A 20088-nucleotide genomic window follows, 5' to 3' on the forward strand; every position below is an offset into this window, starting at 1 on the left:
ATACGATCCTCCGTCGTCTTCGCAAACCACAGAGAATCACAAGCCGCTGAAATCACTCAACATAATTTTCGGTTGGGCTCTGACACCTATAAGTCGTTCCAGACCCTGGCGATGTACTGCCTCGATCCGGAAGTGGTGATCGCGCCGTCGTCGTCGCCCTATAAGAACGTCGCCGACCTGGTCGATGCCGCGAAGAAGGCGCCGGTCAGCATCGCGACGCCGGGCCATTCGACCTCGCATCACATCGCGGCGCTGGTGCTGGCGAAAGAAGCCGGCGGCCAGTTCAACTACATCCACAACGAGAGCGCGGCGATGCAGTTCCAGCAGGTGATGGGCGGTCATGTCGACGCCGCCTTCGTCTCGATGGGCGAAGCGCTGAGCAATGCCAAGGACGGCCGCATCCGAATTCTTGGTGTGATGTCGGAAGAGCGGAACCCGGCGATGCCGGACGTGGCCACCCTGGCCGAAGTGGGCCTGCCGGCGCTGGACCACATGGCGACCTTCCGCGGCCTGGCGGTGCCGGCCGACACCCCGCGCGAGGTGGTCGACAAGCTGGCGGCGGCGCTTGAGAAGACCGTTGCCGATCCGCGCTTCGTCGAGGGCATGAGCAAGGGCGGCTATCCGATCGCCTATCGCGGCCCCGATGCGTTCTCGACCTATGTCGACAAGGTCTCGGTGGTCATGGAAGAGATCCTGCCGACGCTGAAGAAGCCCGAATAATCGGGATTATCCGATAGACTGGGGCTCAGGCTCTCTGGAACCGGCCGGTTCCATGCCCGCGATCCGCGGGTGGGGACCGGCCGGCTTCCGTTCAGGCGCCCGGTTTCTGCTTCAACGCCTGTGTCGCCCGGTCTTTTCGCGACGTATTCAGCTTCAGGGGACGGGTTCAATGCTCCGCGCATCCGGCGCAAGACTGCCTGATATCGGCCTGGGCGTCGCCATGCTGGCGCTTGCCGGGTATGTGTTCATCGAAACCGCCGGCTATGACCAGACGGCGGCGCTGGCGCCCCGGCTGTTCGCGGCCGTGCTTGGCCTCAGCGGCCTGCTGATGCTGGTGCCGGTCGCCGGGCGCAAGACCGCCGTGATCGTGCTGCGCCAGCAGGCGCTGCCGCTGGCCGTGGCGGCCGGCATCGGCGTCGTGATCCTGGCGGTGGAACCGCTGGGTTTCGAACTGCCGGCCTTCGTGCTGTTCATCGTGATCGCCCGCCTGCTCGGCGACCGGCTGTCGCTGTCGCTGGTGGTGACGGCGGCCCTGTTCACGGGGGCGATCCGACTGATCTTCGGCGTGCTTCTGGGCGTGCCGCTGCCATCGATCACCGGCTGACGCAGCCATCGGGGATGTTCCATGATTGACCAGATCCTTCCGGCCCTGCTGCATCTGGCGGAGCCCGCGGTCTTCGGCTTCCTGGTGTTCGGCGTGCTGATCGGCCTGGTGGTCGGCGCGATGCCGGGCCTGAACGACAGCATCACGCTTGCGGTGCTGGTGCCGATCACCTTCGCCATGCCCGGCGACTATGCCTTTCCGCTGCTGGTCGGCATCTATTGCGCGGCCTGTTTCGGCGGCTCGTTTCCGGCCATTCTGCTCAAGATCCCCGGCACCGCGTCATCGGTGGTGACGGCGATCGACGGCAATGCCATGGCCCGCAAGGGGCTTGCCGGACAGGCGCTGGGCATTGCCACCTACAGCTCGGTCTTCGGCGGCATCACCAGCGCCCTGGTGCTGCTGCTGTGCGCGCCATTCCTGGCCGAACAGGCGCTGCGCTTCGGCCCGCCCGAATATTTCGCGCTGGCGCTGCTGGGCCTGTCGACCGTGATCGGCATGGCGACGGGCAACGCCGTGCGCAGCACCATCGCCTGCGCGCTGGGCCTGCTGATCGCGACCATCGGCTTCAGCCCGCAGAGCGGCTATGCCCGTTTCACCTATGATGAACCCTGGCTCTATGACGGCCTGCCGCTGGTGCCGATGCTGATCGGTCTGTTCGGTGTGGCGAGCCTGCTTGAGATGGCCGAAGAGGCATGGCTGCGCCGGCGCGGCCCCGGTGTCGCCGAGGCCCGCCAGGCCGTGGCCAGCGTCCGCTTCCGCGATCTGCTGCTGCCGATGTCGATGATCCGCCGCCTGCTGCCGGTCTGGGTGCAGTCGTCGGCGATCGGCAATGTCATCGGCATCCTGCCCGGCGCCGGCATGCTGATGGCGATTTACGTGGCCTATGGCCGCGTGGCGCGTCGCTTCGGTGCCGAGGCCGGCCAGGGGCTGCCCGAAGGTGTCGCCGCACCGGAAGCGGCCAACAACGCGGTGGTCGCAAGCTCGATGGTGCCGCTGCTGTCGCTGGGCATTCCCGGCAATTCCACCTCGGCGCTGTTTCTGGGCGCGCTACTGATCCAGGGCCTGCGTCCCGGCCCGTCGCTGTTCACCGACAGCCCCGACATCGCCTATCTGATCGTCGTGGCCTTCGTGGTCGCCAATATCCTGATGTTCCCGCTGGGCCTGCTGATGGCACGCGCGGTGCCGGGGATGGTGGCGCGGATCCCGCAGGGCATGCTGGGCGCGGCCGTCGCGCTGCTGTGCATTGCCGGCGCCTATTCGGTCGCCAACAGCACCTTCGGCGTGGTGGTGGCCCTGGGCTTCGGCGTGGCCGGCTATCTGCTGAACAAGCTGAACGTGCCGCTGTCGCCGCTGATCCTGGGCGTGGTGCTGGAACCGGTGATCGAACGCTCGCTGTATCAGAGCCTGTCGCTGTCCGGGGGCGAGATCTGGATCTTCTTCCAGCGGCCGATTTCCGGCGTGCTGATGGTCGTTGCCATCGCCTTCGTGGTCTGGCCGCTGGTGGCGGGCCGGTTCAGGCGCCGGCGCGCCTGACCGGGCAGGTCTCTGCCTAACCTCTGGCCGCCATCAATCTGTACAGGTTTTTGGCGGCTTCGGGCACCGCGTCGTCGCGCTGGTACAGATAATACCGGATGCTGCCCAGCGGCGGCAGGCCGTCGGCATCGCCCACCACCCGCAGATCCGGGGTCAGCGCCTCAATGCTGCGGGCGGTGATGCCAAGTCCGGCCGCCACCGCCGCACGGATGCCGGCGAGGCCGGGTGCCGTATAGCGCTCATGCCAGGGCTGGCCGATACGCTCCAGCGCGTCCAGCGCGATCTTGCGGAAGATGCTGGGTTCATCGGCCAGCACCAGCGGCAGGGGCTTGCCCGGCTCGACCCGGAAGTCGTTGGCGGCGATCCACACGATCGGCGAACTGCGCAGCAGGAAATGCGGCCGGCTGTCGTCGAGCCGGGTGGAGATGGTCAGGTCGACCGCGCCCTTCTTCAGCAGTTCCATGAGATCGGGGCTGCGGCCGACATGGATCACCAGCGACAGCGCCGGATTGGCGCGGGCGAACTGGCGCAGCATTTCCGGCAGCACCGTATCGGCGATGTCGGCGGGCGAGCCCAGCCGCACCGGTCCCGAACTGCTCACCGCATGCAGCGCCGCCAGGGTCTCTTCCTGAAGCGCCAGCATCCGGCGGCCGTAATCGACCAGTTTGCGGCCGCTGGGGGTGAGTTCCTTGGTGCGGCCGCTGCGTTCGAACAGGGTCAGGCCCAACTGGTCTTCCAGCCGGCGCATCTGCTGGCTGACCGCGGCCTGGGTGCGGTGCACGGCATCGCCGGCACGGGCGAAGGTCTCCTGATCGGCGATGGCGACCAGGGTGCGCAGCGCGGCCAGATCGAAATTAATCATAAGCGTTCCTAATCGAATATGCCGGATTACTCGTTATTTTCGGCAACAGTTTAGCGGTACCGTTTCAGGGTGCAATGGTGCAGAGCCGCCATGGCGCTGACGGAATGAGAAGGACGAAGCCATGAATGATCGTCGCCAGACCCTGGCCGAAGGGATGGTCGCCGAGGCCCGCCAGATCCTGGCGGCCGAGGGCGTGACCCGCGCGGCCCTGGCCCAGGTGCTTGACCGGTTGAAGGCGCTGGCCGCCCGTGCCGAGCTGTGGGCCGAGGCCGATTTTCCGCCGCCGGAAGATGGCGAGCGCCAGGCCCGCTATATGATCCGCGCCGATGATGATCAGAGCTTCGCGCTGTATCTGAACGTGATGCGCCCGGGCAAGCTGATCCCGCCGCATGATCACACCACATGGGCCTGTGTGGCGGCGGTCGAGGGTGCCGAGGTCAACCGGCTGTATGAGCGCACCGACGATGGCAGCCGCCCGGGCTTTGCCACCCTGCGGGAAACGGCGCGGATCGAGGTCGGCCCCGGCCGTGGCGTCGCCCTGCTGCCCGATGACATTCATTCCGTGGTGATCGAGGGCGAGCAGGTGATCCGTCACCTGCATTTCTATGGGCGCGGGCTCGAAACCCTGACCGGCCGCACCGGCTATGATCTGGCCGCCGGCACCTGCAAGATCATGGGGCTGGGGGTGCCGACCCGGCAGGGCCCGGCCGGCCGGGCGGCGGCGATCGGTGATGCGCCGGCGGTCCCGGCCCCGAAGGCGCCCGCCGATATGGCGAAGGTCGGCGATGACGGCCTGATCGACGCGCGGACGCTGAAGGACGCGCTGCATGACGGTGGCGAGATCGCGCTGCTGGATGTGCGCGAGCATGGCCAGTATGGCTGGTCGCATCTGTTCTATGCCGTGCCGCTGCCCTATAGCCGGCTGGAGCTGGATATCGAGCGGCTGGTGCCGAACAAGACCGCACGGGTCGTGGTCTATGATGATGGTCTGGGTGATGTGGCGATGCGTGCCGCGGCGCGGGCGCGGCTGCTGGGCTATCGTCATGTCCAGGTGCTGGATGGCGGCGCCCCGGCCTGGGCGGCGGCGGGTTACCGGCTGTTCGCCGGCGTGAACGTGGTCAGCAAGACCTTCGGCGAGATCGTCGAGCACGAGCTGGGCACGCCATCGATTTCGGCCGAGGATCTGCAGGCGGCGCAGGCCCGTGGCGACGACATGGTGGTGATCGACGGTCGCCCGGTCGAGGAATACCGCAAGATGAGCATTCCGGGCGCCGTGTGCTGCCCGAATGGCGAACTGGCCCTGCGCATCCAGGCGATCGCGCCCGACCCGGCAACCCGGATCGTGATCAACTGCGCCGGTCGCACCCGCAGCATCATCGGCGCGCAGACCCTGCGCGATGTCGGCGTGCCCAACCCGGTGGTGGCGCTGCGCAACGGCACCCAGGGCTGGCGGCTGGCCGGCTTTGACCTGGATCATGGCGGCGCGCGGCTGTATCCGCAGGCACCAGAGACCGACCGCGCCGAACTGGCGGCGCGGGCCGCGGCCTTCGCCCAGGCGAACGGGGTCGAGGCGGTCAGCGCCGAGACCATCGGCGCCTGGCTGCGCGACACCAGCCGCACGACCTATCTGCTGGATGTCCGCACGCCCGAGGAATATGCCGCCGGCCATGCGCCGGGGGCCCTGCATGCGCCGGGCGGCCAGTTGATCCAGGCCTCGGATCAGTGGCTGGGCGTGCGCCATGCCCGGGTGGTGCTGGTCGACGATACTGGCCTGCGGGCGGTGGTCGTGGCCAACTGGCTGCGCCGGATGGGTTGGGATGTCGCGGTTCTGGATGGCGGCAGCACGGCCTGGGGCCGCATCGCGCCCGCCGGCCTTGGCCATGAGGAAGCCGTCAGCCGCCTGCCGGCACTGGTGCTGCTGCGGGCCGCCGAAGTGGCTGCCATGCGCGCCGATGCCAGCGCGCCGGTGCTGATGCTGGATGTCCGGGCGGGCATGACCTACCGCGCCGGCCATATCGACGGCGCCCGCTGGGCGATCCGTCCGCGCATCGCCGCCGCGGTGGCGGATGCGGCACCGGATGCCCGCATCGTGCTGATTGCCGACGATGCGCGGATCGCGCGCTGCGTGGCGGTGGATCTGGCGGCGCTGGGCCGCAAGGTGGCGGGCATGCTGCCGGCCGATACCCGCGACTGGCAGGCGGGCGGTTTTGCAGTGGTGGCAACCCCCGACGAGCCGTCGGAAGCCGACTGCATCGACTATCTGTTCTTCGTCCACGATCGCCATGACGGCAATCTTGAGGCGGCACGGCGCTATCTGGCCTGGGAAACCGGCCTGCTGGCGCAGTTGGATGACCGCGAGCGCGCCGGCTTCGCGGTGGCGGGCCAGCCCCACGCCACCCAGCCACATGCCGTTGCGGGCACGGAGAACGGCCAGTGACCGCCGATCGGAGCCGCCAGTCCGAACGCACCCGCCTGATCCATCTGGGCCGCAGCGCGCCGATCGACGGCGTGCGGCCGGTGAACCCGCCGGTGGTGCGCACTTCCACCGTGCTCGCCCCCGATATCGCGACCATGCGCGCCAACAAGGCACGGCGCGATGATGGCAGCCGGGTGTTCAGCTATGGCGCCCGCGGCACCCCCACCGCCCATGCCCTGGAAGATGCATGGGCGGCGCTGGAAGGTGGCGAACGGGCGCTGCTGTTCCCGACCGGGCTTGCGGCCATCGCCCATGTGATGATCACCTGCCTGGCACCGGGCGACCATGTGTTGATCCAGAACACGGTCTATCCGCAGGTCCACAACATCCGCAGCGCCTATCTGGAACGGCGCGGCATCGCCACCAGCTATTTCGACGGCGCGGTTCAGGATGCGGCCGCGAAGATCACCCCGGCCACCCGGATGATCTATGGCGAGAATCCGGGCTCGTGGGTCTATGACCTGATCGATGTGGCGGCATTGGCGACACTGGCCCACGACCACGGCGCGCTGCTGGTGGTCGACAACACCTGGGCCTCGGGTCTGCTGCACAAGCCACTGGCCCATGGCGCCGACATCTCGGTGATCGCCGGCACCAAATATGTCGTCGGCCATTCCGACGTCATGATCGGAGCCGTGGTCGCCAATGGCGATCTGGGCCGCGATCTGTGGCGGATGCAGGTGGTGATGGGCCAGACCGTCAGCCCCGACGATGCCTATCTGACCCTGCGCGGCCTCAGGACCATCGCCGCCCGGCTGCCGATGCATGCGGCCGGCGCGCTCAGGATCGCACGCCATCTGGAAGACCATCCGCTGATCGCCGCCGTGCTGCACCCGGCGCTGGAAAGCCACCCGCGCCACGAGTTGTGGCGGCGCGACTTCACCGGCGCCAACGGCCTCCTGACCCTCGCCATGCGCGCCGATCTGGACATGGCCACCATCGACCGCTTCGTCGACACGCTCAGCCTGTTCGGGATCGGCTCGTCCTGGGGCGGGTTCGAAAGTCTGGCGCCGCCGCAGGCGCCGGACACGGTGCGCGGCTGGACCCATCCCGGTATCGCCGTGCGCCTGCATATCGGGCTGGAGGATCCGGCGGATCTGGAAGCCGATCTCAGCCGCGGGCTTGCCGCGATCGGCTGAGGCCCCGGCTGAGAACCATGCCGGCTGAGCCATGCCGGCTGAACCATGTCGGCTGAACCATGCTGGGCCGGCCCCCGCCCGGTCCGGGCGTGTCGACGGCCCGCTTCCCGCCAGGGAGCGGGCCGTCGGTCTGTCGGCTGATCAGATCAGGTTGGCGAACACGCCGGCGGCCATGGCCTCGATCGGCCGGGGATCGACGGCGCCGGCGGCGGTGGTGATCCGCGTCGAGGATGCCTGCAGACGGGCCGCTAGATCCGGCCATGCCACATCGACCAGCGCGCCGTGGCGTTTGATCATCCGGCCGTCGACCATGACCATGTCGACATCGGCTGCCGCGGCATTCAGCACGATGGCGGCCACCGCATCGATGGTCGGGCACATCGACAGGGTATCTGTCCGCACCAGGATCAGATCGGCGCGTTTGCCGGCTTCGATCGAGCCGATGCGGTCCTCAAGATGCAGGGCCTCGGCACCACCGAGTGTCGCCAGACGCAGCACCTCGCGCGCTGTGGGCGTGATCCGCCGTGGCGCCTCGCCGCGCGCCTCGATGGCGGCATTGGTCCGGGCCCGCGCCGACTGAAGCATCATCTGCATCTGTCTGAACATGCAGCCGGCATAATTCGACACGATGTCGATGCCGAGCCCGGTGCGCACGCCCGCGGCCCGCGCCGTGAACGCGAGCGGATGGCCCATGCCCATCTGCATCTCGGTTTCAGGCGTCACCGACAGGCCGGCGCCGGCCTCGGCCATCGCCGCCTGTTCGGCGGCGGTCAAGGTGGCGCCATGCACGAACAGCAGATCGGGGCCGAGCTGCCCGGCATCGGCCAGATGCTGCACCACCCGATGGCGTTGATCATAGGCGCCCATCGCGACATGCAACGAGATGCTGTGGGCGCCCAGATCGCGCGCCAGACGAACCTCGCGCAGAAGATCGGCCATGGGCATGGCCTCGGCTTCGGCCGGTGCCAGCCCGAACAGCATCCGGTCCTGATCCGAGAAGGCCCGGCTGGTCGCCAGACGCCGGGCATCGGCGACCAGCCAGCCCGGATCGGTATCCATCACCAGCGGATCATGGCCGCGCGGATTGCCGAACAGCCCATAGCAGAACACGCCGCGCCCGCCGGCATCGATCAGGCCCTGAAGGGCCGCGTCGGCATGGTCGGGGCTGTTGATGATGTGGCAATGGTCGACCATGGTCGTCACGCCGGCGTTCAGCGCCTCAAGCGCGCCGATATGGTTGCCAAGCCAGACATCCTCGGCGTCATAGAAGGCCGAATAGATCATGCGCATGCGGACGAAATAGTCGAACAGCGACCAGTCGCCCGCCACCGACCGCAATTGTGTCTGCCAGACATGACGATGGGTGTCGACGAAGCCGGGCATCAGAATGCCATCGGCGGCATCGATGATATCGGCATCGGCATGATCGATCCGGCCACCGATCGCGCGGATCACACCATCGGCGACCAGCACGTCGCCGCGTGTTTCGTCAACGCCATCGACCATCGTCAACAGCCGGGCATTGCGGATCAGCAGGGGTCTTGGATGTGCCATGTCTCGGTCCTCCCTGGACGGTGCCGCCGGCCCTCTCTGCGGGGCCGGTCAGGACAATGGCGCATGCTCGCGCGATCCCTGATCGATCACAACATGAATCTTATATCATGATATATATTATTGATGCTGCTTGCGAGACGCGGCGTCATCGGGCATAGCGGGTGGACGGCAAGCGGGCCGGCAATGGCGGAGGGCATGGTGACGGCGACATCGGGCAGGCTGCGGCTGATGGATCGCAAGCGTGCCTTCGCACGCGAGGAAATCCTGAACGCGGCCGAACGGCTGCTGCGGGCCGGAGACGTGCCCGACTTCTCGATGCGGGCGCTGTGCGAGGAAGCCGGCGTCAGTTTCGCGACACCATTCAACTATTTCGGCAGCAAGGCCGGCATCCTGCGCGGTCTGGCGCAGCGCATGTTCGATGCGATCATCGATCGTTATTCGGCCGACACGGCGGTTGCCCCGACCGGGGGCGGCGATGCGATCGACCGGGCCTTCGTCATGGGCGAGGCGGGGTGCGCGGTCTGGCTGGAGCGTCCGGCCATGCACCGTTTCCTGATCGGGTCGATGGTGGCGGACGGGCCGGCTGTGGCCGGATCCCTGAACGGCGATCCGGAAGAGATGCGCACGCGATCCCGCGCCCTGTGGATCCTGGCGCTTGGTGCCTATGACGGGATCGACCCGGCGATGCGGCCGCTGGCGGAAGCGGCGCTGCCGGAACAACTGGCGATCATGTTTCGCGGTGCGGCGGCCCTATGGGCGGGCGGCGAGATCGCCGACGATCAGTTCGCGGCGGCGGTCGAGCTTAGCACCGCAACCTCGCTGACCGGCTATGTGCCCGCCGACCGGCGCGTGGCGCTGTCCGGCCGCATCGCCCGGGCCGCGACGGTTCTGGCCCCGCGTATTGCGACTGGTTCGCATTCTGATTAGGATGCCGCCGGTATTCGGTTCCCGACCCGGAAGGCATGCAGGCCGCTGTGCGCGACGACGACACCAGGCTCAAGACCAGGCTCAAGATATTTCTCGATCACCGCGCGATGCTCGTCGATTATGCGACGCCGATCGTGGGCGATCGCATGCGCGCCGAGGATGTCGTCCAGGAAGCCTATATCCGCTTCGCGCCGGGGGCGGAAACCGGGCGGGTGGCGCAGCCGGTGGGCTATCTGTACCGCATCGTCCGCAACCTCGCCCTCGACATGACCCGCAGGCGGCAGACCGAGGATCGCAACCGGTTGCGGCACCGGCCCGACTGGTTGAAACCTGCCGATCTTCCGGCACCCGACCAGGGGCTGCTGGACCGCGACGAGACCCGGCGCATGGCGGCGGCGCTCGCCTCTCTGCCCGGGCGGGAGCGGCGGGCATTGGAACTGCACCGGCTGGAGGGCCAGAGCCTGCAACAGATCGCCGATCATCTGGAGATCTCGGTGACCTCGGCCCATCGGCTGGTGCAGGGGGCGGTGGTGCGCCTGACCCTGGCGCTGCGCGACGAGGACGGGGCATGACCGCCGGTTCCGCGCCCCGGCCCTCGGCCGCCCTGATCGCCGAGGCCGCCGACTGGCTGATCCGTCGGCAGGCAGCACCCGACGATCAGGCGCTGGATCAGGCTTCCATGGCCTGGCTGTCGGCAGATCCGGCCCACGCTATGGCATTTGAAGAAGTGCGGCGCAACTGGCTGGCGGTGCCGCAAGGTCTGGGGGCTGTCGAGATGCCGCGAATGCCTGCGGCGGCGGCGCGGCCGCGCCAGGGGCGTCGTCTGGCCTGGGGATTGGCCGGCATGGCGGTTGCCGCCGGTCTGGTGTTGGCCCTGACGCCCGGTCTGGCGGTGCGCATGACGGCGGATGCCGCGACCGGGATTGGCGAGGTGCGCCTTGTCACCCTGGCCGACGGTAGCCTGATGCGGCTGGCGCCCCTGTCCGCCGCCGATCTGCGGTTCGATGGTGACCGGCGCCGTGTGGTGTTGTGACGGGGCGATGCCTTCTTCGAGGTCGTGCCCGATATGGGCCGGCCCCGTGGTCGAGGCCGGCGCCGTACAGGTGACGGTTCTGGGCACGGCGTTCGAGGTCGATCGGGATGCGGCGGGGGTGACGGTGTCGGTGCGCAGCGGCCGGGTGCGGGTCGATGGTCCGGGTGCCGTGACCACCGCGCTCGGCCAGGGTGAGACGGTGGCGCTCTGGCAGGACGGGCGGCTGTTCGTCGACGGGGCGACGGTGGCCGAGGTGGTCGACCGGCTGCGCGCCTATACGCCCGGGCTGATCATCGTCGCCGATGACGCGCTCGGCGCCCGGCAGGTGACCGGCCTCTATGATCTGGGCGATCCTGCGGCAGCACTCTCGGCCCTGATGCGTGCCCATGGCGGGCGGATCCGGCGGATCGGTCCGCTGCTGACCATCCTCGACGACGCCTGACGCCGCATCTGCACCTCCTTGTAGTAGAAACTGCATCCTTTTCTCGGAAAAATGCCGGCCCGTGCGGAAAATCCCGCCGGGCTCCGCGTCTGCTGATCCTGAAAATGCGAGTTATTCGCATAACTATCGGGCAGATGACGGAGGAGACGGGCATGAGGCAGGGCTAGCAGCGCCGCCAGAGGGTGTCGCCAGGGATTGCGGCGATTGTTGCCGCATCGATGGCGGCCGGTCCGGGCGCCATCGGGGTTGCGGGCCCGGTTGCCGGCATGGCGATGACGGCGGCCGGTGCCGCACGGGCGGCCGATGCGCCAGCCGATGCGGCGGCGGAGGTGTCGTTCGACATTCCGGCCCAGCCGCTGGCCGGCGCGCTCGGCGCCTTCGGCCGACAGGCGGGCTTGCAGGTCTCGGCCGATACCGCCGTCACCCGCGGCGTGGAAAGCCGCGGCCTGCACGGCCGGATGACGGCCGAAGCCGGGCTGACACAGCTTCTGGCCGGCACACCGGTTGCCGGATCGATCACCGCCGATGGCGTGGTGGTGTTGCAGCGCCTGAACGGCGATGGCGCCACGGTGCTCGATCCGCTCCAGGTGGGGGCGGCGCGGGTGGTGGAACGGGCAACGGGCCCGGTTGCGGGCTACGTCGCGACCCGCACCGCCACCGCCACCAAGACCGACACGCCGCTGCTGGAAACGCCCCAATCGGTGTCGGTCGTCACCCGCGGCCAGATGGCCGCACGCGCCGTGACCACCGAGGGCGAGGCGCTGGCCTATACCGCCGGTGTCCGTGTCGGCGGTCGTGCGGGCGGCGTCATGCCCGGCGGCGACAATATCCAGGTCCGTGGCTTCGGCGGCACCGGCACCTATGGCGCCTCGATGAACGAGTATCTGGACGGCATCAAGGTTGGTGGCGCCAACTTCGCGATCGGCGGTTTCGAACCTTATCTGTTCGAGCGGATCGAGGTGCTGAAAGGTCCAGCCTCGGTGCTCTATGGCCAGAACACCCCTGGCGGCATCGTCAACCGGGTAAGCAAGGCGCCGTCGGAGCAGGCGGTGAACGAGGTGATGCTGCGCGGCGGCAGCTTCGGCCGACACGAGGCCGGAGCCGATATCGGCGGCCGGCTGGTCGCGGATGGCCGGCTGGCCTTCCGGGTCGCCGGGCTGGTGATGGAGAGCGACAATCAGGTCGACGGCATCGATCAGGAGCGCACCGCCATCGCCCCCTCGCTGAGCTGGCGCGCCGGCGACGACACCACTCTGACCCTGCTTGGTAGCTGGCAGCGTGATGACATCGATGGCGGCTTCTCGAACATGCTGCCGATCGTGGGCACGCTCTATGATGCGCCCTATGGCCGGCTGCCACGGGATTTCTATGCCGGCGACACCGATTATGGCCATTGGGACCGTGACATCTATACCCTTGGCTACCAGTTCGAGCACCGCTTCGACGATGCGGTGACCTTCCGGCAGAACGCGCGCTATATCGCCAACCGGCTGGACTTCGCGACCGTTTATATCCGTGAACTGCGGCCAGATGGCGTGACGCTCGATCGCAATGCCTTCGCGGCCCGCGAGTCCTCGGACGTGTATGTGATCGACAACCAGATCCAGATCGACGGCGCCACCGGGCCGCTGGACCATACTCTGCTCGCCGGTCTGGAATACCGGCGCCATGACAGCGATACCATCCGCCGCTTCGGGCAGGCAGGGGCGATCGTGCTGCCCGAAGCGGGCAATGCCGGCCTCGCCAGCGAGCCTGGGATCTATCAAGACCTTGAGACCCGCCGAAATCAGTGGGGCATCTATGTTCAGGATCAGATCCGTATGGGCGGATGGATCGTGAACCTGGGCGGTCGCTATGACCGGGCCGACAGCCGGGTGAAGAACCGCCTTACCCCCGCGGAGACGTCGCAGGATGATGACGCTTTCACCAGCCGCGTCGGCCTTGGCTATGCCTTCGATATCGGACTGACCCCCTATCTCAGCTATTCGGAGAGTTTCGAGCCGCAGAGCGGCACCACGCTCGCAGGCGACGCCTTCAAACCCACCCGCGGCACCCAGTATGAGGCCGGTCTGAAATTTCAGCCCCAGGGCTGGAACGCCATGGTCACGGCTGCCCTGTTCCATCTGACCCAGACCAATGTTCCGAAATCGCTGGGGAAAGGGCTGGGCCAGCGCCAGATCGGCGAGGTGACCAATAAGGGCATCGAGCTGGAAGCGGTGGCAAGCCTGGGCTCGGGCTGGGACGTGCAGGCAAGCTTCACCTGGCTCGACAGCGAGGTGACCGAGAGCACCGAAGACGATCTGCACAACCGCCCGACCATGGTGCCCGAGGTGACGGCGGCGCTGTGGGGCCGCTACACCGTCCAGGCGGGCTTCGCCGAAGGGCTGGGGCTGGGCGCGGGCGTGCGCTATGTCGGCAGCACCTATGGTGACGACAAGAACACCATCGAGGTGCCGTCCTATACGCTGTATGACGCGGCGGTGAGCTATGATCTCGGCCGGGCGGCGCCATCGTTCGCCGGCGTCGAGCTTGCGGTCAATGCCTCGAACCTGTTCGACGAGACCTATGTTTCCGGCTGCGAAATCGGCCGCCAGTGCTATTGGGGCCAGGGTCGATCGGTCCTCGGCACCGTGAAGTACAAGTGGTGACAGCCATGCGCGGCGTGCCACTGCGCCTGCTGGCGGCAGGGCCGGGCGGCTATGTGGTGGCGGCGCTGGCCGCCACGCTCTCGGCCCGCCTGCTGCCCGGCCCCGTGGTCGAGGCGGTGCTGGCCGGCACCATGGCCAGCTTTCTGGTCTGGGTGGCGGTGGTGATCCGGGTCTTCGCGGTGCCGGAGCCCCACCGCGCACTCGCCGAGGTGGTGGTGCTGGCCGGTGTCATGGCTGCGGCGGGAGGCTGGCGGTGACGGTCCGGCAGCACATGTCGTGGCTCCATACCTGGGCCGGGCTGGCGGTCGGCTGGCTGCTGTTCGCGATCTTCCTGACCGGCACCGCCTGCTATTTCCGGCCCGACATCTCCACCTGGATGCACCGGCTGCGGCCGGTCGACCTGCCTGATCAGGCGGCGCAGGCGCGTATGGCTGCGTCCTGGCTCACCGACGAGGCGTCAGATGCGGTGCGCTGGCTGATCGACCTGCCCGATGGTCGCGAGCCGGTGCTGAAGGTGGCGGCGGGCCGGCCGCACGGCTTCGTGGCCAGCCGCCTGGACCCGGAGACCGGCGCGCCGGAGACCGGCCCCGACACCGTTGGTGGCGACTTCCTGTTCTATTTCCACTTCACCCTGATCATGTCCGATTGGGGGCGGACCCTCGGCCGCTATCTGACCGGCATCTGCGCGATGATCATGGGGGTGGCGATCGTCACCGGGGTGATCGTCCACAAGCGGATCTTCAAGGACGCCTTCACCTTCCGGCCCCGTGCCGCCGCGCAGCGGGCCTGGCTCGACGGCCATAATCTGCTGGGCGTGATGTCGCTGCCCTTCCATCTGATGATCACCTGGAGCGGCCTCGTCACCCTGATGCTGCTCTATATGCCCTGGGCGGTGGATGCCGCCTATCCGGCGGGGCGGGCAGGCTATGCGGCGGATCTTGACGGCATCGGGCCGGCAGTGGTCACAGCGTCCATCATACAGCCGGCCCCGCTCACCGATCTGGGGCCGGTGATCGGACAGGCCGCGGCCATGTGGTCGGCGCCGGATCGGCCTGACGGGATCGGAGGGATCCGGGGCGGGCGAATCGCGGTCGACCGGCCGGGAACCACCGCCGCACGCCTGACACTGACGCCACAGGATGCCGACCAGCTTGCCCGCCGGCCAGAGACGCTGGTCTTCGATGGTGTTACCGGCCGGCTGATCGCCGATGGCCGCGGGCAGGGCGGGGCCGCCGCCGCCACTTATCACACGCTCTATGGCCTGCATCTTGCCCGCTTCGCCGGGCTGCCGCTGCGCTGGCTGTTCTTCCTGTCAGGCCTTGCCGGCACGGCGATAATCGCGACCGGGCTGGTGCTGTGGTCGGTGAAGCGCCGGCCGAAATCCGGCGCGCCGGGCCGGGCTCGGGAGTGGGGCCGGGCTCGGGAGTGGGGCCGGGCTCGGGAGTGGGGGCGGAGCCGGGGGCATCGGCTGGTCGATGCGCTGAATATCGGCTGTCTGGTCGGGCTGCCGGCCGCGATTGCCGGGCAGTTCCTGGCCAACCGCCTGCTGCCGGCGGCGCTGGACGAACGGGCCGCACTGGAGGCGGCGGCGTTCTATCTGGTCTGGCTGGCCATGCTGGGGCTGGGGGCGCTGCGGTCCGACGGGACCGGCTGGGTGCGGGCGCTGGCCGTGGCGGCCCTGCTCTGGGCGGCGGTGCCTTTGCTGGATGTCCTGGTCACCGGGCGCGATCCGTGGCGTGCGGTTCTGGCGGGCGACCGGGTGTTCTGGGGGATGCAGCTTGCCGCCCTGTGCATGGCGCTTGGTCTCGGGCGGCTGGCCATGATCGTCCAGGCGCGGCGAGGCAGGCCATGATCCCGCTGCTGACCCTGGCGGTCGGGGTGTCGGCGGCGGTGACACTCGCCCTCGCCATGCCCCGTCATCACGATCAGTGCCACGGCCGCGGCGCCAGGGCGGTGCACCAGCCGGTCAGGCGGCGCCTCGAAGGCGGCATCCTGGTGGCGCTCGCCGCCGGCCTCGTCATGTCGGCCGAAGGCTGGGGGCGGGGGCCGGTCTGGGTCGCGGGCGTGGCAGGTCTTGCCGGGCCGCTGGCCGCGGCGCTGTTTGCATGGGCTCCCGGCTGGGCGCGGCGGCTGGCCAGGCTTGGCTGGCTGTTCGCCGGGGCGGGGTTGTGCCTGATCGCCGCCGGGGCGGGATAACGAAACGGCCCGCCTCTCTGGCTCAGGAGGCGGGCCGCCGCGCGTCATCTCGTCATCGGTGCCGGATCAGCGCACGCCGACCTGACGGGCGTCGATGCCGTGGTTCGACAGGTATTCGCTGAGTTCGCCGGTCTCGAACATCTCGCTGATGATGTCGCAACCGCCGACGAATTCACCCTTCACATAAAGCTGGGGAATGGTCGGCCAGTTGGAGAAGTCCTTGATCCCCTGGCGGACACCGGCATCGGCCAGCACGTTCACGCCACGGAACGGCACACCCATGTAATTCAGAACCTGCACCACCTTGGCGGAAAAACCGCACATCGGCTGCATCGGCGTGCCCTTCATGAACAGCACGACGGGTTCGGCATCGATATGGGACTGGATTTCGGCGAAGGCCGGGTTCGACTGCTCTGCGCTCATGATCATCCTCGGACCTTGGGGCTTCTGGCGGCTGTCTGTGCGGTCGGGACGGGCGGTGCCCTGTTTAATCCGTACCGTCCTGGTCTGATTTAAGCCTGCCCAGCGCGCATTGCAACCGCCTTGATTGCGACCGGGGCATGCGTGATGCGAGGCTCAGCGGCGATCGGAATACCGCTGTCCACCGGTATCAGTCGGCCGGCGCCGAGGTTTGCAGGGCAAGCGCATGCAGCACGCCGCCCATGCGCCCCTGCAGCGCCTGATAGACCATCTGATGCTGCTGCACGCGGGTCTTGCCCTTGAAGGCCGACGACACCACCCGTGCCGCATAATGGTCGCCATCGCCGGCCAGATCCTCGACCAACACCTCGGCATCGGGCAGGGCAGCCCTGATCAGGCGTTCGATCTCATTCTGATCCATCGGCATCGGCGTCTCTCCCCGTCAATCACGCTCGTTTCATCGGCGTCGGTCAGGCCGGCGTCGACATCAATCCCGGCAGCCAGTCTTCATGGGCCCGGCGCAGGGTTTCCAAGGATATCGTGCCGCCACCGGTCAGTGTCAATTCGCTGCCGCCGGTGATGCCGATCTGGGCTGCGGGAACCCCCAGCACCCAGGCCTGCGCGATCACCGCATCCGCCGCCGGGGCCGGGGCCGCGATGACATAGCGGGCCTGATCCTCGCCGAACGCCCAGATCAGCGGCGCCTGGAAGGCCGGCGGGTCGATCTGCGCGCCGATGCCTGATGCCAGGGCCATTTCGGCGATCGCGACCAGCAGGCCGCCATCGGATGCGTCATGCACGGTATCGATCAGGCCTTCGGTGATCAGGTTGCGGACGAAATCGCCATTGCGGCGCTCCACCGACAGATCGACCGGCGGGGTCTCGCCATCCTCGCGGCCCAGAATGGTGCGCAGATACAGCGACTGGCCGATATGGCCACGGGTCTCGCCGATCAGGATGATCGCATGATCCGCCGCCTTGAAGGCGATGTCGGCGCGGCGCGCGCTGTCGGCGATCAGGCCGATGCCGCCGATTGCCGGCGTCGGCAGAATGCCGGTGCCCTGGGTCTCGTTGTAGAGCGACACATTGCCCGACACGACCGGGAAGTTCAGCCCGCGGCAGGCTTCCGCCATCCCCTGAATGCAGCCGACCAGCTGGCCCATGATCTCAGGCTTTTCAGGGTTGCCGAAATTCAGGCAGTCGGTGATCGCCAGCGGCCGGGCGCCGGTGGCGGTGAGGTTGCGCCACACCTCGGCGATCGCCTGACGTCCGCCCTGATAGGGATCGGCGTAGCAATAGCGCGGGGTGACGTCGGTGGTGATCGCCACCGCCTTCCTGGTGCCGTGGATGCGCACCACAGCCGCGTCGCCCCCCGGCCGGCCGATGGTATCGCCCATCACCATGTGGTCATACTGTTCCCAGATCCAGCGCCGGGAGGCGAGGTCGGGAGAGCCGATCAGCTTTTCCAGCGCCGGCAGCACCGCATCCAGGTCGTCGCGGCCGCGCGGCAGCACGATCGGGCGGCGCTGGGGCGTGGGCGTCCAGGGGCGGTCATATTCCGGGCTGCCATTGGCCAGCGGCTTGATCGGCAGATCACCCGCCACCGCGCCGTTGAACATCAGCACCATGCGGCCGGTATCGGTGACCTTGCCGATCACCGCGAAATCCAGCTCCCACTTCTCGAAAACGCGGCGGGCCTCGTCCTCGCGGCCGGGCTTCAGCACCATGAGCATGCGCTCCTGGCTTTCCGACAGCATCAGCTCATAGGGTGTCATGCCGATCTCGCGGGTCGGCACCTTGTCCAGCCACAACTCGATGCCGGCATCGCCCTTGTCGGCCATCTCGAAGGACGACGAGGTCAGGCCGGCGGCGCCCATATCCTGAATGGCGACGATGGCGTCCGACTGCATCAGCTCAAGGCAGGCCTCGATCAGCAGCTTCTCGGTGAAGGGGTCGCCCACCTGCACCGTCGGGCGCTTCTGCTCGGCATCCTCGCCGAATTCGGCCGAGGCCATCGAGGCGCCGTGGATGCCGTCGCGGCCGGTCTTCGATCCGACATAGACCACCGGATTGCCGATGCCGGCGGCGGCGGAATAGAAGATCTTGCTGGTATCGGCCAGGCCCACGCACATGGCGTTGACCAGGATATTGCCGTTATAGGCCGGGTGGAAATTGGTCTCGCCACCGACCGTCGGCACGCCGACACAATTGCCATAGCCGCCGATGCCCGAGACGACACCCGAAATCAGATGCTTCATCTTGGGGTGCGACGGGTCGCCGAAGCGCAGCGCGTTCATCATCGCGATCGGCCGCGCGCCCATGGTGAACACGTCGCGCAGAATGCCGCCGACACCGGTCGCCGCACCCTGATAGGGCTCGATATAGGACGGGTGGTTGTGGCTCTCCATCTTGAAGATGATCGCCTGACCATCGCCGATATCGACCACGCCGGCATTCTCGCCGGGGCCGCAGATCACCCATGGCGCCGTGGTGGGCAGGGTCTTCAGCCACTTCTTCGACGATTTGTACGAGCAATGCTCGCTCCACATCGCCGAGAAGATGCCAAGCTCGACCAGATTGGGCTCGCGGCCCATGATCTGGCGCAGCCGCTTGTATTCGTCGCGGGTCAGCCCGTGTTCGGCGACGATCTCAGGGGTGATCTTGGTCTCGGCCGTCATCGGTCGCGGTTCCCGTAAAGAGGTTCAGGCCCGGATGTCATGGCGCGGCGGTATGACCGGCGGCGGTGGCATCAGGGCCTGACGGTCAGGTGCCGGGCGGTTCTGCGCCTCAGGCGATCTTCGACAGCAGGGTGCGGAACATGGCCGCACCATCGGTGCCGCCCAGCGCCGCTTCGGCCAGCCGTTCCGGATGCGGCATCAGCCCCATCACATTGCGCGCGTCGTTGAACACGCCGGCGATGTTGCCGGCCGATCCGTTGGGGTTGGCCTCGCCGGTGGCGTTGCCGGCCGCATCGACATAGCGGAAGGCGACCAGACCGTCGCCGTCCAGCCGCTTCAGCGTTTCGGCATCGGCGGCATAATTGCCCTGATGATGGGCCACGGGAAACCGCACCACCTGACCCTGGCTGTAGCCGCTGGTGAAGGGCGTGTCATTGCGCTCCACCTTCAGGAACACGTCGCGGCAGACGAATTTCAGCCCGGCATTGGTCATCAGCGCGCCGGGCAGCAGGCCGGCCTCGATCGCGATCTGAAAGCCGTTGCAGATGGCAAGAACCCGGGTGCCGGCCGCGGCCGCGGCCTTGATCCGGCCCATGATCGGCGAGTTGGCGGCAATGGCGCCCGAGCGCAGGTAATCGCCATAGGAAAACCCGCCGGGCAGGACGATCAGATCCACCTTCGGCAGGCTGTCGGCACGATGCCAGACCATGTGCGGCGCACGACCCAGCGCCGCCTCGACGGCGACGGCCACGTCGCGATCGCAGTTCGAGCCGGGAAAGACGATGACGGCGGCATCCACGGGCTTGGATTCCCTGATGATGACGGAACGGTGCGCCAGGCTGCACGGGCGATGCCG

General features: G+C 67.9%; 19 protein-coding genes. 13 read left to right on the forward strand and 6 right to left on the reverse strand.

From position 1 onward, the window contains the following. Nucleotides 1-72: 72 nt before the first annotated feature. The 3 genes from IEW15_RS13720 (at nucleotide 73) to IEW15_RS13730 (ending at nucleotide 2857) form a co-directional block, all read left to right on the forward strand. Entirely contained in the window at nucleotides 73-720 is a 648-nt protein-coding gene (locus IEW15_RS13720) for a tripartite tricarboxylate transporter substrate binding protein (protein WP_188578827.1), read from the forward strand. A gap of 169 nt (nucleotides 721-889) precedes the next feature. Then, entirely contained in the window at nucleotides 890-1324 is a 435-nt protein-coding gene (locus tag IEW15_RS13725; protein WP_188578829.1) for a tripartite tricarboxylate transporter TctB family protein, read from the forward strand. Between the two features lie 21 nt (nucleotides 1325-1345). After that, nucleotides 1346-2857 carry a tripartite tricarboxylate transporter permease gene (locus IEW15_RS13730; protein ID WP_188578831.1) on the forward strand — a complete coding sequence of 504 codons (1512 nt, stop codon included), beginning with the start codon at nucleotides 1346-1348 and terminating at the stop codon, nucleotides 2855-2857. Between the two features lie 16 nt (nucleotides 2858-2873). On the opposite strand, the gene IEW15_RS13735 is transcribed toward IEW15_RS13730, so the two are convergent. Further along, complete coding sequence (locus IEW15_RS13735; protein ID WP_188578833.1) at nucleotides 2874-3719, reverse strand: LysR substrate-binding domain-containing protein; 846 nt, start codon at nucleotides 3717-3719, stop codon at nucleotides 2874-2876. 769 nt (nucleotides 3720-4488) lie between these two features. Between IEW15_RS13735 and IEW15_RS13740 the strand changes: the two genes are divergently transcribed. Further along, nucleotides 4489-6156 (forward strand): rhodanese-like domain-containing protein, encoded by a 1668-nt coding sequence (locus IEW15_RS13740; protein WP_188578961.1) that lies wholly within the window; start codon nucleotides 4489-4491, stop codon nucleotides 6154-6156. Further along, complete coding sequence (metC, locus tag IEW15_RS13745) at nucleotides 6153-7334, forward strand: cystathionine beta-lyase (protein ID WP_188578835.1); 1182 nt, start codon at nucleotides 6153-6155, stop codon at nucleotides 7332-7334. Before IEW15_RS13740 ends, metC begins: the two co-directional genes overlap by 4 nt. Nucleotides 7335-7475: 141 nt before the next feature. Here metC and IEW15_RS13750 read toward each other — a convergent pair whose 3' ends face one another. Further along, nucleotides 7476-8888, reverse strand: a complete 1413-nt coding sequence (locus IEW15_RS13750; protein ID WP_188578836.1) for an amidohydrolase family protein — start codon at nucleotides 8886-8888, stop codon at nucleotides 7476-7478. Nucleotides 8889-9011: 123 nt separating this feature from the next. On the opposite strand from IEW15_RS13750, the gene IEW15_RS13755 reads away from it, so the two are divergent. The 8 genes from IEW15_RS13755 (at nucleotide 9012) to IEW15_RS13790 (ending at nucleotide 16134) form a co-directional block, all read left to right on the forward strand. Next, nucleotides 9012-9815 carry a TetR/AcrR family transcriptional regulator gene (locus tag IEW15_RS13755; protein ID WP_188578838.1) on the forward strand — a complete coding sequence of 268 codons (804 nt, stop codon included), beginning with the start codon at nucleotides 9012-9014 and terminating at the stop codon, nucleotides 9813-9815. A 35-nt stretch (nucleotides 9816-9850) separates the two neighbouring features. Next, the gene (locus IEW15_RS13760; RefSeq protein ID WP_188578841.1) at nucleotides 9851-10387 is read left to right on the forward strand and encodes a sigma-70 family RNA polymerase sigma factor; all 537 of its coding nucleotides are present in this window, start codon (nucleotides 9851-9853) and stop codon (nucleotides 10385-10387) included. Beyond that, entirely contained in the window at nucleotides 10384-10848 is a 465-nt protein-coding gene (locus IEW15_RS13765) for a FecR family protein (RefSeq protein ID WP_188578843.1), read from the forward strand. Before IEW15_RS13760 ends, IEW15_RS13765 begins: the two co-directional genes overlap by 4 nt. Nucleotides 10849-10894: 46 nt before the next feature. Then, on the forward strand, nucleotides 10895-11290 hold the full coding sequence (locus IEW15_RS13770) for a FecR family protein (RefSeq protein ID WP_188578858.1): 396 nt from the start codon (nucleotides 10895-10897) through the stop codon (nucleotides 11288-11290). A gap of 266 nt (nucleotides 11291-11556) precedes the next feature. Continuing rightward, nucleotides 11557-13938, forward strand: a complete 2382-nt coding sequence (locus IEW15_RS13775; protein ID WP_229708101.1) for a TonB-dependent siderophore receptor — start codon at nucleotides 11557-11559, stop codon at nucleotides 13936-13938. Further along, the gene (locus IEW15_RS13780) at nucleotides 13935-14195 is read left to right on the forward strand and encodes an iron transporter (protein ID WP_372402721.1); all 261 of its coding nucleotides are present in this window, start codon (nucleotides 13935-13937) and stop codon (nucleotides 14193-14195) included. Before IEW15_RS13775 ends, IEW15_RS13780 begins: the two co-directional genes overlap by 4 nt. A gap of 14 nt (nucleotides 14196-14209) precedes the next feature. Beyond that, a complete protein-coding gene (locus tag IEW15_RS13785) occupies nucleotides 14210-15790 on the forward strand; it encodes a PepSY-associated TM helix domain-containing protein (RefSeq protein ID WP_188578863.1) in 1581 nt (526 codons plus the stop codon). Continuing rightward, on the forward strand, nucleotides 15787-16134 hold the full coding sequence (locus IEW15_RS13790; RefSeq protein WP_188578865.1) for a DUF3325 domain-containing protein: 348 nt from the start codon (nucleotides 15787-15789) through the stop codon (nucleotides 16132-16134). The genes IEW15_RS13785 and IEW15_RS13790 overlap by 4 nt, the downstream gene beginning before the upstream one ends. A gap of 66 nt (nucleotides 16135-16200) precedes the next feature. Here IEW15_RS13790 and grxD read toward each other — a convergent pair whose 3' ends face one another. From grxD to purQ, 4 genes are all read right to left on the reverse strand, one after another. Then, the gene (gene grxD / locus IEW15_RS13795; protein ID WP_229708102.1) at nucleotides 16201-16557 is read right to left on the reverse strand and encodes a Grx4 family monothiol glutaredoxin; all 357 of its coding nucleotides are present in this window, start codon (nucleotides 16555-16557) and stop codon (nucleotides 16201-16203) included. A 187-nt stretch (nucleotides 16558-16744) separates the two neighbouring features. Further along, complete coding sequence (locus IEW15_RS13800) at nucleotides 16745-16981, reverse strand: BolA family protein (protein WP_188578869.1); 237 nt, start codon at nucleotides 16979-16981, stop codon at nucleotides 16745-16747. Between the two features lie 43 nt (nucleotides 16982-17024). Continuing rightward, entirely contained in the window at nucleotides 17025-19232 is a 2208-nt protein-coding gene (gene purL, locus IEW15_RS13805; RefSeq protein WP_188578871.1) for a phosphoribosylformylglycinamidine synthase subunit PurL, read from the reverse strand. 109 nt (nucleotides 19233-19341) lie between these two features. Further along, a complete protein-coding gene (gene purQ, locus IEW15_RS13810) occupies nucleotides 19342-20031 on the reverse strand; it encodes a phosphoribosylformylglycinamidine synthase subunit PurQ (RefSeq protein ID WP_188578873.1) in 690 nt (229 codons plus the stop codon). Nucleotides 20032-20088 lie beyond the last annotated feature (57 nt).

This window comes from Tistrella bauzanensis, assembly GCF_014636235.1.
GTDB lineage: Bacteria > Pseudomonadota > Alphaproteobacteria > Tistrellales > Tistrellaceae > Tistrella > Tistrella bauzanensis.

Excerpts from the sequence above, each read along its gene's own strand:
- IEW15_RS13725 (WP_188578829.1), top strand. The coding sequence starts at position 890 with ATGCTCCGCGCATCCGGCGCAAGACTGCCTGATATCGGCCTGGGCGTC.
- IEW15_RS13730 (WP_188578831.1), top strand. The coding sequence starts at position 1,346 with ATGATTGACCAGATCCTTCCGGCCCTGCTGCATCTGGCGGAGCCCGCG.
- IEW15_RS13735 (WP_188578833.1), bottom strand. The coding sequence starts at position 3,719 with ATGATTAATTTCGATCTGGCCGCGCTGCGCACCCTGGTCGCCATCGCC.
- IEW15_RS13740 (WP_188578961.1), top strand. The coding sequence starts at position 4,489 with ATGGCGAAGGTCGGCGATGACGGCCTGATCGACGCGCGGACGCTGAAG.
- IEW15_RS13750 (WP_188578836.1), bottom strand. The coding sequence starts at position 8,888 with ATGGCACATCCAAGACCCCTGCTGATCCGCAATGCCCGGCTGTTGACG.
- IEW15_RS13755 (WP_188578838.1), top strand. The coding sequence starts at position 9,012 with ATGCTGCTTGCGAGACGCGGCGTCATCGGGCATAGCGGGTGGACGGCA.
- IEW15_RS13760 (WP_188578841.1), top strand. The coding sequence starts at position 9,851 with ATGCAGGCCGCTGTGCGCGACGACGACACCAGGCTCAAGACCAGGCTC.
- IEW15_RS13765 (WP_188578843.1), top strand. The coding sequence starts at position 10,384 with ATGACCGCCGGTTCCGCGCCCCGGCCCTCGGCCGCCCTGATCGCCGAG.
- IEW15_RS13775 (WP_229708101.1), top strand. The coding sequence starts at position 11,557 with ATGGCGATGACGGCGGCCGGTGCCGCACGGGCGGCCGATGCGCCAGCC.
- IEW15_RS13785 (WP_188578863.1), top strand. The coding sequence starts at position 14,210 with ATGTCGTGGCTCCATACCTGGGCCGGGCTGGCGGTCGGCTGGCTGCTG.
- IEW15_RS13790 (WP_188578865.1), top strand. The coding sequence starts at position 15,787 with ATGATCCCGCTGCTGACCCTGGCGGTCGGGGTGTCGGCGGCGGTGACA.
- grxD (WP_229708102.1), bottom strand. The coding sequence starts at position 16,557 with ATGAGCGCAGAGCAGTCGAACCCGGCCTTCGCCGAAATCCAGTCCCAT.
- IEW15_RS13800 (WP_188578869.1), bottom strand. The coding sequence starts at position 16,981 with ATGCCGATGGATCAGAATGAGATCGAACGCCTGATCAGGGCTGCCCTG.
- purL (WP_188578871.1), bottom strand. The coding sequence starts at position 19,232 with ATGACGGCCGAGACCAAGATCACCCCTGAGATCGTCGCCGAACACGGG.